This is a genomic window from Lentzea chajnantorensis (assembly GCF_054300775.1).
Genome location: NZ_JBSDZT010000002.1, coordinates 3221746 through 3234975, shown reverse-complemented (window position 1 = coordinate 3234975; position 13230 = coordinate 3221746). Strand labels below are relative to the sequence as shown.

Annotated in this window: 15 protein-coding genes and 1 pseudogene; 8 read left to right on the top strand and 8 right to left on the bottom strand. The window is 70.7% G+C overall.

The features are described from left to right. Window positions 1-133: 133 nt before the first annotated feature. Window positions 134-478 (bottom strand): cupin domain-containing protein, encoded by a 345-nt coding sequence (locus ACVDFE_RS16670; RefSeq protein WP_458430969.1) that lies wholly within the window; start codon window positions 476-478, stop codon window positions 134-136. After that, window positions 478-1254, bottom strand: a complete 777-nt coding sequence (locus tag ACVDFE_RS16665; RefSeq protein WP_458430968.1) for a carbon-nitrogen hydrolase family protein — start codon at window positions 1252-1254, stop codon at window positions 478-480. Before ACVDFE_RS16665 ends, ACVDFE_RS16670 begins: the two co-directional genes overlap by 1 nt. Here ACVDFE_RS16665 and ACVDFE_RS16660 point away from each other — a divergent pair. Continuing rightward, window positions 1253-1915, top strand: coding sequence for a GntR family transcriptional regulator (locus ACVDFE_RS16660; RefSeq protein ID WP_458430967.1), 663 nt, complete (start codon window positions 1253-1255; stop codon window positions 1913-1915). The genes ACVDFE_RS16665 and ACVDFE_RS16660 overlap by 2 nt on opposite strands. Here the strand turns inward: ACVDFE_RS16660 and ACVDFE_RS16655 are convergent. After that, window positions 1876-3208 (bottom strand): annotated as a pseudogene (locus ACVDFE_RS16655) (MFS transporter). The gene ACVDFE_RS16660 and the pseudogene ACVDFE_RS16655 sit on opposite strands and share 40 nt — an antisense overlap. A 46-nt stretch (window positions 3209-3254) precedes the next feature. Between ACVDFE_RS16655 and ACVDFE_RS16650 the strand changes: the two are divergent. Both ACVDFE_RS16650 and ACVDFE_RS16645 read left to right on the top strand, forming a co-directional pair. Next, window positions 3255-3935, top strand: coding sequence for a DUF2848 domain-containing protein (locus tag ACVDFE_RS16650; protein WP_360392376.1), 681 nt, complete (start codon window positions 3255-3257; stop codon window positions 3933-3935). A 96-nt stretch (window positions 3936-4031) separates the two neighbouring features. After that, a complete protein-coding gene (locus ACVDFE_RS16645) occupies window positions 4032-4622 on the top strand; it encodes a dihydrofolate reductase family protein (RefSeq protein WP_458430966.1) in 591 nt (196 codons plus the stop codon). An 82-nt stretch (window positions 4623-4704) separates the two neighbouring features. On the opposite strand, the gene ACVDFE_RS16640 is transcribed toward ACVDFE_RS16645, so the two are convergent. Beyond that, window positions 4705-5361: an SDR family oxidoreductase gene (locus ACVDFE_RS16640; protein WP_458430965.1), complete on the bottom strand. Its 657-nt coding sequence runs from the start codon at window positions 5359-5361 to the stop codon at window positions 4705-4707. A 79-nt stretch (window positions 5362-5440) separates the two neighbouring features. Here ACVDFE_RS16640 and ACVDFE_RS16635 point away from each other — a divergent pair, with 79 nt between their 5' ends. After that, a complete protein-coding gene (locus ACVDFE_RS16635; protein ID WP_360392383.1) occupies window positions 5441-5887 on the top strand; it encodes a winged helix-turn-helix transcriptional regulator in 447 nt (148 codons plus the stop codon). A gap of 57 nt (window positions 5888-5944) precedes the next feature. Further along, window positions 5945-6190: a hypothetical protein gene (locus ACVDFE_RS16630; protein ID WP_458430964.1), complete on the top strand. Its 246-nt coding sequence runs from the start codon at window positions 5945-5947 to the stop codon at window positions 6188-6190. On the opposite strand, the gene ACVDFE_RS16625 is transcribed toward ACVDFE_RS16630, so the two are convergent. Beyond that, window positions 6187-6627 carry an iron chaperone gene (locus ACVDFE_RS16625; RefSeq protein WP_458430963.1) on the bottom strand — a complete coding sequence of 147 codons (441 nt, stop codon included), beginning with the start codon at window positions 6625-6627 and terminating at the stop codon, window positions 6187-6189. The genes ACVDFE_RS16630 and ACVDFE_RS16625 overlap by 4 nt on opposite strands. 19 nt (window positions 6628-6646) lie before the next feature. On the opposite strand from ACVDFE_RS16625, the gene ACVDFE_RS16620 reads away from it, so the two are divergent. Next, a complete protein-coding gene (locus ACVDFE_RS16620) occupies window positions 6647-7519 on the top strand; it encodes a 3-methyladenine DNA glycosylase (protein WP_458430962.1) in 873 nt (290 codons plus the stop codon). A 65-nt stretch (window positions 7520-7584) separates the two neighbouring features. Beyond that, complete coding sequence (locus tag ACVDFE_RS16615; RefSeq protein WP_458430961.1) at window positions 7585-9291, top strand: substrate-binding domain-containing protein; 1707 nt, start codon at window positions 7585-7587, stop codon at window positions 9289-9291. Between the two features lie 719 nt (window positions 9292-10010). Here the strand turns inward: ACVDFE_RS16615 and ACVDFE_RS16610 are convergent. Continuing rightward, a complete protein-coding gene (locus tag ACVDFE_RS16610) occupies window positions 10011-10712 on the bottom strand; it encodes an SDR family NAD(P)-dependent oxidoreductase (RefSeq protein WP_458430960.1) in 702 nt (233 codons plus the stop codon). Window positions 10713-10819: 107 nt separating this feature from the next. Between ACVDFE_RS16610 and ACVDFE_RS16605 the strand changes: the two genes are divergently transcribed. Then, entirely contained in the window at window positions 10820-11440 is a 621-nt protein-coding gene (locus ACVDFE_RS16605) for a TetR/AcrR family transcriptional regulator (RefSeq protein WP_458430959.1), read from the top strand. On the opposite strand, the gene ACVDFE_RS16600 is transcribed toward ACVDFE_RS16605, so the two are convergent. Further along, on the bottom strand, window positions 11427-12239 hold the full coding sequence (locus ACVDFE_RS16600) for an aldo/keto reductase (RefSeq protein ID WP_360392398.1): 813 nt from the start codon (window positions 12237-12239) through the stop codon (window positions 11427-11429). The genes ACVDFE_RS16605 and ACVDFE_RS16600 overlap by 14 nt on opposite strands. Further along, on the bottom strand, window positions 12227-13198 hold the full coding sequence (locus ACVDFE_RS16595) for a helix-turn-helix transcriptional regulator (protein WP_458430958.1): 972 nt from the start codon (window positions 13196-13198) through the stop codon (window positions 12227-12229). The genes ACVDFE_RS16600 and ACVDFE_RS16595 overlap by 13 nt, the downstream gene beginning before the upstream one ends. Window positions 13199-13230 lie beyond the last annotated feature (32 nt).

The window sequence follows — 13230 nt, the reverse complement described above, 5'->3', positions numbered from 1 at the left end:
CGGGCGCGGCGGGCGCGGGCAAGTCGGGCGTAGGTGAGCAGCCTCGACGAGCGCAAGGCGCGCCACGCCCCATCGCCCCAGCTCAGCACCACGGTTCAACGCCCCAGCTCAACGCTACGGCCATCGCCCCAGCTCAGCGCCCCGGCTCAACCCCCGCCGCCGTGCGGATTTCCAGCATCAGGCAGCCACCATCGGTCCGGTAGGGCCCGTGCGGCATCCCCGGCCGGCGGCTCGCGAAGTGGCCCGCGGTGAACGTCTCGCCGAGGGTCAGGTCGGTGAGGTCGCCCTCCAGCAGGTACACCTCCTCGTGGTAGTCGTGGCGGATCACGCCGGACGTCTCCAGGCCCGGTTGCCAGCGGGCCAGGCGGGTGAGGGTCGGGGTGGCCGGGTCGTGGCTGAGGACGCGTTCGGTGACGCCCGGTTCGGCCCGGTGCCACGGGAGGTCGGCGACCGGGAAGAACTCGTGTTGTGTGCGCATCACAGCCGCCGGTTCGCCAGCACGGGCAGGGTGCGGCGGGCCTCGTCGACCGAGGAGGCGTCCACATCGGACAGGAGTGTGCCGGGGGCTTCAGCCAGGCTGGCGGCGACTGCGCCGAGTGGGGTCACGACGGTACTGCGGCCGATGCCGGTCGGGGCCGGCCCGTGGTCGGTGGTGGGCAGGGCCTGGCCGCAGGCGAGGAGCCATGCGGTGGAGTCCAGGGCGCGGGCGCGGACCAGGAGGTCCCACTGGTCGGCCTTGCCGGGGCCGGCGCCCCAGGAGGCGCCGAGCAGGATGGCCTGCGCGGTGTCGGCGAGGGTGCGGAAGAGTTCGGGGAAGCGGACGTCGTAGCAGGTGGCGAGGCCGAAGGTGAGGTCGTCGACGGTGAAGGTCACCGGTTTGTCGCCGGGGGTCACGGTGTCGGACTCGCGGAAGCCGAAGGCGTCGAACAGGTGGATCTTGTCGTAGCCGAGGTGCAGGTCGGCGCCGGTGACGAGGGTCGTGTTGGCGACGCGGCCACCGGTGCCGGGGGTGAACATGCCGGCGACCACGACGACGCCCGCCTCGGTGGCGATGTCGTGGACCGCGGTCGCCCAGGGGCCGTCGAGGGGTTCGGCGACCGGGGCGAGGGGGACGCCGAAGCGGCAGTGGGTGGCTTCCGGGAACTGGACGATGCGCGCGCCCGCCTCGGCGGCGCGGATGACCTCGGTGCGGACGGTCGCGAGGTTGGTGGCGGGGTCGGCGGTCGAGCTGATCTGGCACAGGGCGATGCGCATGATCCTCCTCTGGTATACATGTTGTATGCAGGTCGCGGACAGCTTGTCAGGCCGGGAGAAGGCCTACGAGTTCATCAAGGACACGATCCTCGCCGCCCCGGAGATGCAGGGGCGGTTCATCAGCGAGCAGGACGTGGCCAACCAGATCGGTGTGTCGCGCACGCCGATTCGTGAGGCTCTTCTTCTTCTGGCGGCCGAAGACCTGGTGCAGCTCGTGCCGAAGAAGGGTGCGTATGTCGCGCCGTTGTCGTCGCGGCAGATCACGGAGCTCATGGAGCTGAGGGGCGTTATCGAGCGGTATGCCGCGGAGCGCACGATGACCGAGGGCACTGTTCCGTTGGAGACCATGCGCGCGTACATCGAGGAACAGCGCGTGCAGCAGCACGACCCGCGTGAGTTCATCGACGTCGACCGGCAGTTCCACGCCGTTCTCGTGGCGGCGACCGGCAACGACCTGCTGACGAAGACCTACGAGGGGTTGCGCGCACGGCAGGTGCGCGCGGGTGTGGTGGCGTTGTTCCGTGCGAACAACCGGCAGCAGGCCGTGATCGACGAGCACAACGCGATCGTGGCCGCGCTTGAGTCCGGGGACGTCGGCGCGGCCACCGCGGCGATCACCGCTCACCTGGACACCACGCTGAAGGTGCTGCTCAACGGCTGAGCGTCGGCATCCTCCGGGTCGCGGCCCAGGCGCAGGCCGATCAGCGTCACCACGCACGCCACGGAGACGTAGATGCCGACGACGACCCACGTGCCGAACTCCGCCAACAGCCAGGTGAACAGCAACGGCGCCACGGCACCGCCGATCACGCCGGCCAGCGTGTAGGCCAGTGAGCTGCCGGTGTAGCGCAGGCGTTCGGTGAACTGCTCGGCGATGAACGCCGCCTGCGGGCCGTACATGAACGCGTGGAACGCGAGGCCGACGACCACGCCGACGACGATCAGCGGGACGGAACCGGTGTCCACCAACGGGAACAGCACGAACGGCCACACCGCGCCGCAGACCGCGGCCACCGCGTAGAGGCCGCGCCGGTTGACCCGGTCGGACAGCCAGCCCGCGAGCGGCATCAGGAACAGCTGGAAGCCGGAGGCGATCAGCACGGCGATGAGGCCGACGTTGCGCGACATGCCCAGCTGCGTCGTGATGTAGGTGAGGACGAAGACGGTGTGCAGCGCGTACAGCACGTCCGGGCCGACGCGGGAGAGGACGGCGGCGACCAGCGGGCGGGTCTGCGTGCGGAAGACCTCGCTCACGGGTGCGGACGGGCGTTCGCCGCGTTCCTGGATCGCCTTGAAGACCGGGGTCTCCTCCAGCTTCACCCGGATCCACAGGCCGAACACGACCAGCACCGCGGACAGCAGGAACGCCACGCGCCAGCCCCACGACATGAACGCCGCATCGGACAGCGCCACGCCGAGCAGCGCGAGCACGCCGTTGGCCATCAGGTTGCCGGCGGGCGGCCCGATCTGCGCGGCCGACGCCCAGAAGCCGCGTTTCGCCGGGTCGCCGTACTCGCTGGACAGCAGCACCGCGCCGCCCCACTCACCGCCGAGGCCGACGCCCTGGGCGAAGCGCAGCAGCACGAGCAGCACACCGGCTGCGGGGCCGATCGCGGAGTGCGTGGGCAGCAGGCCGATGAGCAGCGTCGCGATGCCGGTGATCAGCAACGTGGTCACCAGCACGCGTTTGCGGCCGATCTTGTCGCCGAGCCGGCCGAACAGGAACCCGCCGAGCGGCCGCGACAGGTAGCCGACCGCGTACGTGGAGAACGCGAGCAGCGTCGCCGTCAGCGGCTCGGAAGCTCGGGAAGAACAACGGGCCGAGCACCACGGCGGCGGCCACGTTGTAGATGGCGAAGTCGTACCACTCGAGCGCGGTACCGGAAAGCGAGGCCACGAACGCGCGGACCAGCGCGGAACGCGGTACGTCTGTCGTTGCTGAAGCAGGCGGCATGCGGTAATACTGCCTGTATACAACTCGTATGCGCAAGGAGTACCGCATGTCCACCGCTTGCACACTGTCCTTCGAACTCCCCGACGGCACCGTCACCGAGGTCGCGGTGACGACCCTGCTCAACGGCGGGTACGCGGGCCGCAGCCAGGAAGACGTGGCCGCTCACGTGCGCGAACTCGCCGAACTGGGCGTTCCGGCGCCGTCGGTCACGCCGAGTCTCTACCCCGTTTCGCCCTACCTCGCGCAGCAGACCGCGGTGGTGCCCGTGCAGCACGCACGCACCTCCGGCGAGGCCGAGTGGGCGTTGGTCGTGACCGATGACGACGTGCTGCTGACCGTCGCGTGCGACCACACGGACCGCGCGCTGGAGGTGCACGGCGTCGCGTGGAGCAAGAACGCGAGCCCGGACGTGCTGGGCCGCAGGGCGTGGCGGTTGTCCGAGGTGGCCGACCGGATCGACGCGATCGAGCTCACGGCGTGGGCCGACGGCGTGGAGATCCAGCGCGGCACGCTCGCCGAGCTGCTGACGCCGGCCTACTGGGTGGACCGGCTGCGCGAGCTGGGACTGCTGCGGCCCGGCACGGTGCTGCTGTCCGGCACGATCCCGATGCACCACGGCGTGCAGCAGTTCGCGTCGAAGTGGCGCGTCGAGCTGCGCGACCCGGCGACCGGTGACGTGCTGGACTGCGACTACGAGGTGGCGCCGCTGCCGGAACCGATCGGCTGAGCCGCGCGCGCCGGTATGCGTCCCCGGAACCAGGTCGAAATTGCCGGCGCGCAGTCGACGCAGGGGTGACTGACCGACACAGGGGAGGCACCCGACATGGGCAAGGTCTACACCGGCGCCAGCACCTCGATCGACGGCTACGTCTCGGGCCCGGACTTCTCCGGTTTCGACCGGCTGTTCCGCTGGTACGAGTCCGGCGACGTGGCGTACACGATGCCGACCGGCGCGATGACCGTCCACCTGACCCCCGCCAGCACCGCGCACTTCGACGGCCTCATCCGGGCGACCGGCGCGTTGGTGGTGGGCCGCAAGCTCTACGACCACACGAACGCATGGGGCGGCCGGCACCCGATGGGCGTGCACACCGTCGTGCTCACCCATCGGCCGTTGGAGGACACCGAGCACTTCACGTTCTGCGGCGACGGCATCGAGAAGGCCGTCGAGATCGCCCGGTCGCACGCGGGCGACAAGGCCGTCGGCCTGAACTCCGGCGAGGTCGCCCGGCAGGCGATCGACGCCGGCCTGGTCGACGAGATCTGGCTCGACCTGGTGCCCGTGCTGCTCGGCGGTGGCACGCCGTTCTTCGCGCCGGGCCAGGGTTACCAGCTCGCAGGGCCGCTCTCGGTCGTCGAAGGCGTCGAGGTCACGCACCTGCGCTACAAAGTGCACTACGCGGAAGCCGGGTGAGGACGACGCGGTGGGGCGCTGCGGCGGCCTGAGTTCACCGAGGCCGCCGCTGCACTCCCCCGCGCGCCGGGACTGACGTCCCTCAGGCGGACAGCGCGGCCTTCACGGCGCGGGTGCGCTCGTCGGCCAGCACCTCGTCGTCACCGTTCTCAAGCGCCCGCAGCACCTGCGCGACGACGTCCTGCGGGGTGATCTTGGGCGCGTCGATGCCGGTGGTCAGGTCGGTGTCGATGAACCCGGCGTGCACGCCGATCACGCGCGTGCCCTGCTCCCGCAGCGCCTCACGGGAGGACTTGGTGAACGACCAGCCCGCTGCCTTGGAGGCCGCGTAGCCGCGCCACTCCGCCCTGCCGACGAACGACAGGATGCTCAGCACGTTGACGATCGCGCCGCCGCCGTTGGCCTTCAGGACCGGCGCGAACGCGTCCGTCGTGCGGACGAGGCCGTAGAAGTTGACCTCGAACTCCGCCTTGATGCTGTCGACGTCGTCACCCGCGACGAGGACGCCGGCGTTGTTGACCACGATCGTGGTGTCACCGAGCTCCTTGGCGGCCGCCGCGACCGACGCGTCGTCGGTGACGTCGAGCCGCACCGGGACCACGCCCTCGTCGGTGATGGTCTCGACCTTGCGCGCGCCGCCGTAGACCTTCGCGCCCGCCTTGACGAGCTCCTGGGCGAACGCACGGCCCAGTCCGCGGTTCGCGCCGGTCACGAGCACCGTCTGACCCTTGAAGTCCATGACAACCTCCTAAGTTGGTATTTCAAACCAACTGTGGCAGGTCGAGTTTGATTTCCCAACCGACTGATACCGTGGTCACATGGCTCCGCGAACCTGCTCCGTTGCGAACGCGCTGGAGGTCGTCGGCGAGCGCTGGTCGCTGCTGGCGCTGCGCGAGGTCTTCTTCGGCAACCACCGCTTCGACCAGATCGCCGCGAACACCGGCGCCTCCCGCGACGTGCTGACCGCGCGCCTGAAGAAGCTCGTCGCGTGCGGCGTGCTGGAGCGGCGGCAGTACTCCGAGCACCCGCCGCGCCACGAGTACGTGCTGACCGAGTCGGGCCGTGCGCTGAACAACGTGTTGCTGATGCTCAAGGAGTGGGGCGACACCTACGTGACCAAGGGGCCCCTCCCGCTCGTGTGGGAGCACTCGTGCGGCAACGTGCTGGAACCACTGGTCGTGTGCGCGCACTGCGGCCGTGAGGCGACGCCGGAGTCGTTGACGCGGGCCGCCACGACACCGGGCGATCCGATCTCGGCGACCTGATCCGGAACCCGTGGTCGCGCACCGGTCGCCGGTCGCTGTCCGTGTAGGTTGACGACCATGGGTGAGGACGACGAGGACGAGTTCGCCGAGGACGACGAGTTCGAGGACGAGGAAGACCCGGACGACCTCTTCGCCGTCACGCCGGAGCCGCGCACGGTGTGCCATCTGTGCGGGGGCGCGAGCTACATCGCGGCGCCGACGCTGGCGATCATCGGTGGTGCGCCGCGGACCGTCGACAACGGGCGCGAGTGCCCGCACTGCAACGGCGCGCGGACGTTCACCGGGCTGGTGCCGCCGCTTTAGCGCTTGACCGTCACGCGCTGGACGTGGTCGACGAACTCCGCCACCGGGTAGCGGGCGATCTCGTCGCCGATGACGTCGAGGGCCAGGTCGGCGGCGCGGGTGAAGCGCACGCAGGACTTGCCCATGTCGAGCTTCTTGCCGGTGGCGACGTAGCGCTCGCGGAACGACTCCCCCGGCGCCATGGCCGTGGTCAGGTAGAGCGAGCAGTGGCGTTTCTGGGCGGCCAGCGCGACGTAGCTCAGCGGCTGCCCGTTGTAGGTGGGGCCGCTGACCTCGATCGGCACGTACCAGGTGATCATCCCCCAGAGCACGCCCTCGGCGTAGCCGGCGGGGAGGTGCGCGACGACGACGTCGCGCACGGCGGTGATCTCGGCGCGCTGCTCTGCGGTCAGCTCGTCGAGGTACTCGTCGACCGTGGCGGCCTTGCTCTGCACCATGCGCGTACGGTAGCCGCTCGTGGAGGTCCTGACCCGAGCCGAATGGCATGAGCTGCGCGACCGGCACGTCGCGCGCATGAGGCGCTTCACCGGCCCGCACCTGGAGCGGAAGGCCGGCAAGGAGAAGCACCCCGTCATGGACTTCCTCTTCACCTACTACAGCCATCGGCCCGTGCGGCTCGAACGGTGGCATCCGGGGCCGGGGATCGTCCTGGAGGACGCCGGCGAGTACCTGGAGTTCCCGCACTACCGGGCCACGAGCGGCGGCGTGACGCTCGACGTCGGCAGTTTCGCCGCTCAGCGGGCCAAGACCATCGACTTCGTGCGCGAGCTGCTCACGGCGACGATGCGGCGGCCGGCGCGGCTGGGGTGCTTCGGGCTGCACGAGTGGGCCATGGTCTACCGGCAGCAGCCCGAGGAGGTGCGGCACAACGCGTGGCCGTTGCGCCTGGGCAGCGACGGCACCGACCAGGTGGTCGAGGCCAGCAAGATCCAGTGCGGGCACTTCGACGCCTTCCGGTTCTTCACCGGGCCCGCGCGGCCGCTCAACACCCTGCTGCCCACCCGTGAGGGGCAGGTCGAGAACGAGCAGCCGGGCTGCCTGCACGCCAACATGGACCTGTTCAAGTGGTCCTACAAGCTGGAGCCCGCGACACCGTCCGACCTGGTCGCCGACTGCTTCGAGCTGGCCGTCGACGTGCGGGAGCTCGACATGCGGGCCTCGCCCTACGACCTGGCGGGCCTCGGGTACGAGCCGGTCAGGATCGAGACGCCGGAGGGCCGCGCGGAGTACGTGCGCAGGCAGGCGGAGTTCGCCGCGAGGTCGCGGCCGCTGCGGGAACGACTCGTCACCGTGTGCCAGTCGGTACTGGGAGTGACTTCACATCGCTGACCGTTCTCTCCTGTTAGCGTGGCTGCCGGTCGTCGGGGGCCGCTGAGTAGTTGTGAGAGGGATCGATGTCTCGACACCGCTCGCTGCGCGCGAAGGTGCGGCGCGGGATCGCCAAGTGGCCCGTCGCCATCGTGGCCGTCGTCGTGCTGATCGCGCTCGGCTGGGGCGCCTGGTCGTGGATCGGCGGCGTGCTCGACAAGCGGGCGCAGGCGCAGGCCCAGGACTGCAACGAGGGTGACGCGGTGCTGCGGGTGTCCGCGACACCGAGCGTGGCCGAGGCCGTCGCGGAGGTCGCGCGGGCCTGGAGCGCCACGCGGCCCGTCGTCTACGACCACTGCATCGCGGTCGAGGTCACCTCCGCCGACTCCTCCGCCGTGCTCGACGGTCTGACCGGGACCTGGGACGCCGAGAAGCTCGGCCAGCGACCGCACGCCTGGGTGCCGGACTCGATGTTGTGGGCGAACCGGTTGTCCGCGCTCAACGCCAAGCTGGTCGGTGGCACGCCGAAGTCCATCGGCACGTCGCCGGTGCTGCTCGCCGCACCCGAGGCGGGTGCGCCGGTGCTGAAGGACTTCCGCTGGACGGACATGCCCGAGGTCACCGACTGGCAGAGGTTCGGCCCGAACTGGGGCCGGTTCAGCGTCGCCATGCCCGACCCGGCCGCGAACACGGCCTCCGCGCTCGCGATCCAGTCCGCACTGGCCGGCGGCAAGGGCCCGGTCACCGCGGACACGCTGAACTCCGACGCCGCCAAGGCGGCCCTGACGAAGCTCGCGGCCACCGTGCCACCCGAGGTGCCCACCACGACGCGCGAGGCGTTGCGGCGGCTCGGGGACAGCGCGACGGTGAACGCGGCGGGCTTCAGCGTGACGCCGGTGTCCGAAGTGGACCTCTACAAGCACAACACCGGCAAGGAGGCACCGTCCAAACCGCTCGTCGGCGTGCTGCCGGTCGGTCCGACGCCGGTGGCGGACTTCCCGTACGTGGCGCTGTCGGGCCCCGAGGTCGGTGAGGCGGAGGAACGCGCGGCGCAGGCGTTCCGCGAGTTCATGACCGAGCCAGACCAGCAGAAGATCTTGGCGCACGGCGGTTTGCGTGTCGAGTCCACTCAGGACCGACCGTCCCCCTCTCCTGGTGTGTCGTGGGCGGCGGTGACCGAGAACCTGGTCGCCGCTGACGCGACGACCACGCAGCAGCTGTCGGCGGCGTGGGCGTCGGCGGACCGCGGCGGCCAGGTCGTGACCGTGCTCGCGGACGTGTCCACCTCGATGAAACCGAGGCTGGACAAGGTGAAGGCCGCCCTGCGCGGGCAGGTGGACAGGTCGGTGTCCGGGTCGTTCGGATTGTGGGAGTTCGCGCGGTCCGTCGACGGCGCCAAGCCCTACAAGCAGCTCGTGGGCACCGGTCCGGTCGTGGAGAAGCGCGAGGCGTTGCGCAGGGCGATCGACGGGCTCAAGACTGTCGACGGCTCCCAGCTCTACACCGCGCTGGGGGCCTGTTACGAGGCGGCGCACGACGGTTTCGTGGCCGGGCGGGTCAACCGGGTCGTGGTCGTCACCGACGGCACCTCGGACGGCGGCATCGACCTGGCGGCGTTGAAGTCCCGGCTCAAGGGCAAGGACCTGCCGGTCAGCTTCATCGCGATCGGCGGTGAGGTGGACAAGGCGGCGCTGACCGACATCGCGGAGAGCACCGGGGGCAGCGTGTCCGTGGTGGAGGACGAGAACGGTGTGGAGGCCGCGCTCGGGCAGGTGCTGTCGACCACCGCCTGAGTGGTTGGTTCGGGTTGTGGATGAGGGCGTCGGGGCTGGCGTGGGCGTCAGGGCGGGTCGTGGACGAGGGCATCGGGGCGGGCGCGGGCGGGCGCGGACGGGGGCGTCGGGGTGGACGCGGGCGTCGGTCCAGGTTGTGGGCAAGAGCGTTGGTCCGGGTCGTGGATGAGGGCGTCGGGGTTGGCGCGGACGGGGACGTCGGCGCGCACGTCGGTCCAGGTCGTGGACAAGCGCGTTGGGGCGGGTCGCGGGCAAGGGCATCGCGGTAGTGCGGACAGGAACGTCGGTCCAGGTCGTGGACGAGGGCATCGGAGTGGCGCGAGCGACGGTGGTCGTCGCGCGGTTGGGTGCGGTGGCGGCTTGCCACGCGGGCCCGGCGGGGCCGGGATTCGGCGTCGGGATGGGCGCGGGCGACGGTGAGTCGTTGCGTGGTTCGGGTGCGGTGGCCAGGTGGTGCGGGGTTGCGTGCGGTGGCGGGTTGCCCGCAGGTCCGGCGAGAGCCGGGGTTCAGCGTCCGGGTGGATGCGGGCGACGGTGAGTCGTTGCGCGGTTCGGGTGCGATGGCGGGTTGCTGCGCAGGTCCGGCGGGGCCGGGGTTGGGTGTCGGGCTGGGTGCGGTGGCGGGTTGCCGCGCGGGCTTGGCGGGGCCGGGTTCAGCGCCGGAGCCGGAGTTTGGCGGCGAGGCGGCTTGGCAGGCGCGGCGAACAGTGCCTGAGTGGTCAGGCCAGGACGTTGAAGACGGCCTCCGCGCGGTTCCGTTCGGCGGTCAGCTGCCACGCCGTCTCGGCGATGTCGTCGGGGTTCAGCGTGGGGATCTCGCCGTACTGGCCGGGGTTTGCGGTGATCATGCGGTGGATGTCGCCGCGCTCGATCAGACCGCCGATGGTGAGCGTGCCCGCGTAGATGCCTTTGTCGGCCAGTGCCGCGTTGAGCGTCACCGCGTAGTTGCGCAGGGCTGCGGCGTTGATCGTGAGCGCGCCTAAGCCGGGCATGGGTACGACTGAGCTGAGGCCGCCTGCGAACAGCAGCGCTCCGCTGCCGCGGTCGAGCATGCCCGGCAGGACGTGGCCCACGACGTCGAGGGCCGGGTACAGCCAGGTCAGCGCCTTCTGGGCGTCTGCGGCGGTGATCTCGGTGATCGGCTTCATCGGCAGGTCTGGGTCGGCCGCGCCAGGGCCGTAGTAGAGCACCTCGACCTCGCCACCGATGCGGTCCAGGGTGGACAGGAGCTGGTCGCGGTCGCGCACGTCAGCGGTGAACGCCTCTGCCTTCACGCCGGCCTGGGCCAGCTCGGCGAGGTAGCGGCTGTGCCGGGTGTCGGTGCGGGACACCAGGGCCACGTCGTGGCCCTCTCGTCCAAACCGGTGCGCGATGGACATGCCGAGACCGGGGCCGACGCCGATGACTGCTGCGAGGGACATGAGCTGCACCTTCCGGCTAATTCGAGGGTGTCCTCGACTTGTGGGAGTGACGGTATCACAGAAGTCGAGGGGAGGCTCGACTTAGGGGGCGTTTGTAGAATGCCGCCATGGCAACCAGGCCCCTGCGCGCGGACGCCGCTCGCAACCGCGCCAAGCTGCTCGCGGCGGCCGTCGACGTGTTCGGTGAGCAAGGGCTCGATGCGGCGCTGGAGCACATCGCCCGCAGGGCCCAGGTCAGCATCGGCACCCTCTACGCGCACTTCCCCACGCGCCAGGTGCTCATCGACTCGATCTTCCCGAGCCGGCTGGCGGTGCTCGACGACATCGGCGCGGCCGCGCTGGCCGCGCCTGACCCGTGGCGGGGTTTCGCGGACTTCGTCGAGGGCACGGTGGCGTTGCAGGCGCAGGACCACGGGCTGAACGACGCGATCGCCCGGCGGCTGGTGCCGTCCGAGGAGGCCACCAGCGCGTGCGGGCGCGGCATGGGGCACGCGGAGCGGATCATCCAGCGCGCCAAGGACGCCGGGGTGGTGCGCGCGGACTTCGAGCTTCGCGGACCTCGTGACGCTGACGTGGGCGATGTCGCAGGTGATCAGGGAGTCGGTCGACACCGAACCGGACCGGTGGCGGCGGTTCCTGCGGTTCTACCTCGACGGGCTGCGCACGGCCGGGTGAACCGCGCCACCGGGGACACCGGTGGCGCGGCCGGTGCGGTCACGCGACGTTGAAGCGGTCCGGGTCGGGGCCGGTGCGGGTGCCGTTGTCGAGCTCGGCGATCACGGTCATGTCGTCCTGGGCCAGCTCGAAGTCGAAGATGTCGATGTTCTCCCTGATCCGGTAGGGCGTGACGGACTTGGGGATCGCGACGTTGCCGAGCTGGACGTGCCAGCGCAGCACGATCTGGGCCGGGGTCTTCGCGTACTTCTCGGCCAGGCCGGTGATCTCCGGGCGGCCCAGCAGCGCACCCTGGGCGAGCGGTGACCAGGCCTCGGTGACGATGCGGTGGGTCACGTGGACCTTGCGCATCTCCTCCTGCTGCAGCAACGGGTGCAGCTCGATCTGGTTCACCGCCGGGGTGGTCGGGAACTCGTCGAAGAGGCGCTGCAGGTGGCGGGTGTGGAAGTTGGAGACGCCGATGGCCCGCACCCGGCCGTCGGCGTAGAGCTGCTCCAGCGCGCGCCACGTCTCCGGGTACAGCTCGCGCCGCGGGGTCGGCCAGTGGATGAGGTAGAGGTCCAGCACGTCGCGCCGCAGGCGGCGCGTGCTCGCGTCGAACGCGCGCAACGTCGAGTCGTAGCCCTGGTCGGAGTTCCACAGCTTGGTCGTGACGAACAGGTCCGGCACGCCCGCGATCGCGTCGCCGACACCGGACTCGTTGCGGTAGGCGGCGGCCGTGTCGATGCTGCGGTAGCCGGCCTCGATGGCGGTCGTGACCGCACCGGCCACCTGGTCCTCCGGCACCTGGAAGACGCCGAAGCCGAGTTGGGGGATCCGTACTCCGTTGTTCAGCGAGATCAGCGGAACCATGCGGGTAGCTTCGCACCGTTGTAGAGCCGGTGCATCGCCTCGATCGCGGCCACGACCTCGCGGCGCAGCTCGTCGGGTGCCACGACCTCCACGTCGGGGCCGAACTTGAGCAGGTCGGGCAGGGCGTGCCGGAGCGACTCGGTCGGGAAGCCGAACTCCTCCCCCGGCTGCGGTGCGAGCTGTGCGACGACCCGGGCCTGGTGGCCGCTGAGCAGGTACCGCGCCTTGTCGAGACCGGCACTGGTCATGCGCACGGTGACGCGTTCGCCGTACATGCGGGCCTCGAACTCCTCGGACCACCCGGCCCAGAAGGCGGCGAGGTCGAAGTCGTCCGGCCGGTCGAACGTCTCGTCCAGGACCTCCAGCTCCAGCACCCGCGACACCCGGTAGGTGCGCAGGCTGCCGACGAAGTACCAGGTGCCCGCCTTGAGGACGAGACCGAGCGGGTCGACCTCGCGGGTGACGGTCTGCTGCCCCCACCGCCGGTAGGTCATGCGGACGCGGCGCTGCTCCCAGACGGCGTCGGCGATGGTGGCGAGGTGCGCGGTCGGTTCGTCGCCGCGGAACCACGTCGGGGTGTCCAGGTGGAACCGCTGCCGGATCTGCTCGGCCCTGGCGCGCAGCTCGGTGGGCAGCGCGGCGAGGAGCTTGAGCTGGGCCGCGGCGGCGAACTCCTGGAGGCCCAGCTCCTGGGCGGGACCGGGCAGGCCGGTGAGGAACAGCGACCGCGCCTCACCGGAGGTCAGTCCCGTGAGCCGGGTGCGGTAGCCGTCGACGAGCCGGTAGCCGCCGGCCGGGCCGCGGTCGGCGTAGATGGGGACGCCGGCGGCGCCGAGGGCCTCGACGTCGCGGTAGATGGTCCGGGGCGAGACCTCCAGCCGGGCCGCCAGCTCGTCGGCGGTCATCCGGCCGCGGGACTGCAACAACAGGAGCACCTGGATGAGCCGGCTCGACTTCATGCCACAAACCTGACACGAACTGTCAGGTTCTG

Coding starts and splice junctions, on each gene's coding strand:
- ACVDFE_RS16670 (WP_458430969.1), bottom strand. CDS start 478: ATGCGCACACAACACGAGTTCTTCCCGGTCGCCGACCTCCCGTGGCAC.
- ACVDFE_RS16660 (WP_458430967.1), top strand. CDS start 1,253: ATGATCCTCCTCTGGTATACATGTTGTATGCAGGTCGCGGACAGCTTG.
- ACVDFE_RS16665 (WP_458430968.1), bottom strand. CDS start 1,254: ATGCGCATCGCCCTGTGCCAGATCAGCTCGACCGCCGACCCCGCCACC.
- ACVDFE_RS16650 (WP_360392376.1), top strand. CDS start 3,255: ATGTCCACCGCTTGCACACTGTCCTTCGAACTCCCCGACGGCACCGTC.
- ACVDFE_RS16645 (WP_458430966.1), top strand. CDS start 4,032: ATGGGCAAGGTCTACACCGGCGCCAGCACCTCGATCGACGGCTACGTC.
- ACVDFE_RS16640 (WP_458430965.1), bottom strand. CDS start 5,361: ATGGACTTCAAGGGTCAGACGGTGCTCGTGACCGGCGCGAACCGCGGA.
- ACVDFE_RS16635 (WP_360392383.1), top strand. CDS start 5,441: ATGGCTCCGCGAACCTGCTCCGTTGCGAACGCGCTGGAGGTCGTCGGC.
- ACVDFE_RS16630 (WP_458430964.1), top strand. CDS start 5,945: ATGGGTGAGGACGACGAGGACGAGTTCGCCGAGGACGACGAGTTCGAG.
- ACVDFE_RS16625 (WP_458430963.1), bottom strand. CDS start 6,627: ATGGTGCAGAGCAAGGCCGCCACGGTCGACGAGTACCTCGACGAGCTG.
- ACVDFE_RS16615 (WP_458430961.1), top strand. CDS start 7,585: ATGTCTCGACACCGCTCGCTGCGCGCGAAGGTGCGGCGCGGGATCGCC.
- ACVDFE_RS16610 (WP_458430960.1), bottom strand. CDS start 10,712: ATGTCCCTCGCAGCAGTCATCGGCGTCGGCCCCGGTCTCGGCATGTCC.
- ACVDFE_RS16605 (WP_458430959.1), top strand. CDS start 10,820: ATGGCAACCAGGCCCCTGCGCGCGGACGCCGCTCGCAACCGCGCCAAG.
- ACVDFE_RS16600 (WP_360392398.1), bottom strand. CDS start 12,239: ATGGTTCCGCTGATCTCGCTGAACAACGGAGTACGGATCCCCCAACTC.
- ACVDFE_RS16595 (WP_458430958.1), bottom strand. CDS start 13,198: ATGAAGTCGAGCCGGCTCATCCAGGTGCTCCTGTTGTTGCAGTCCCGC.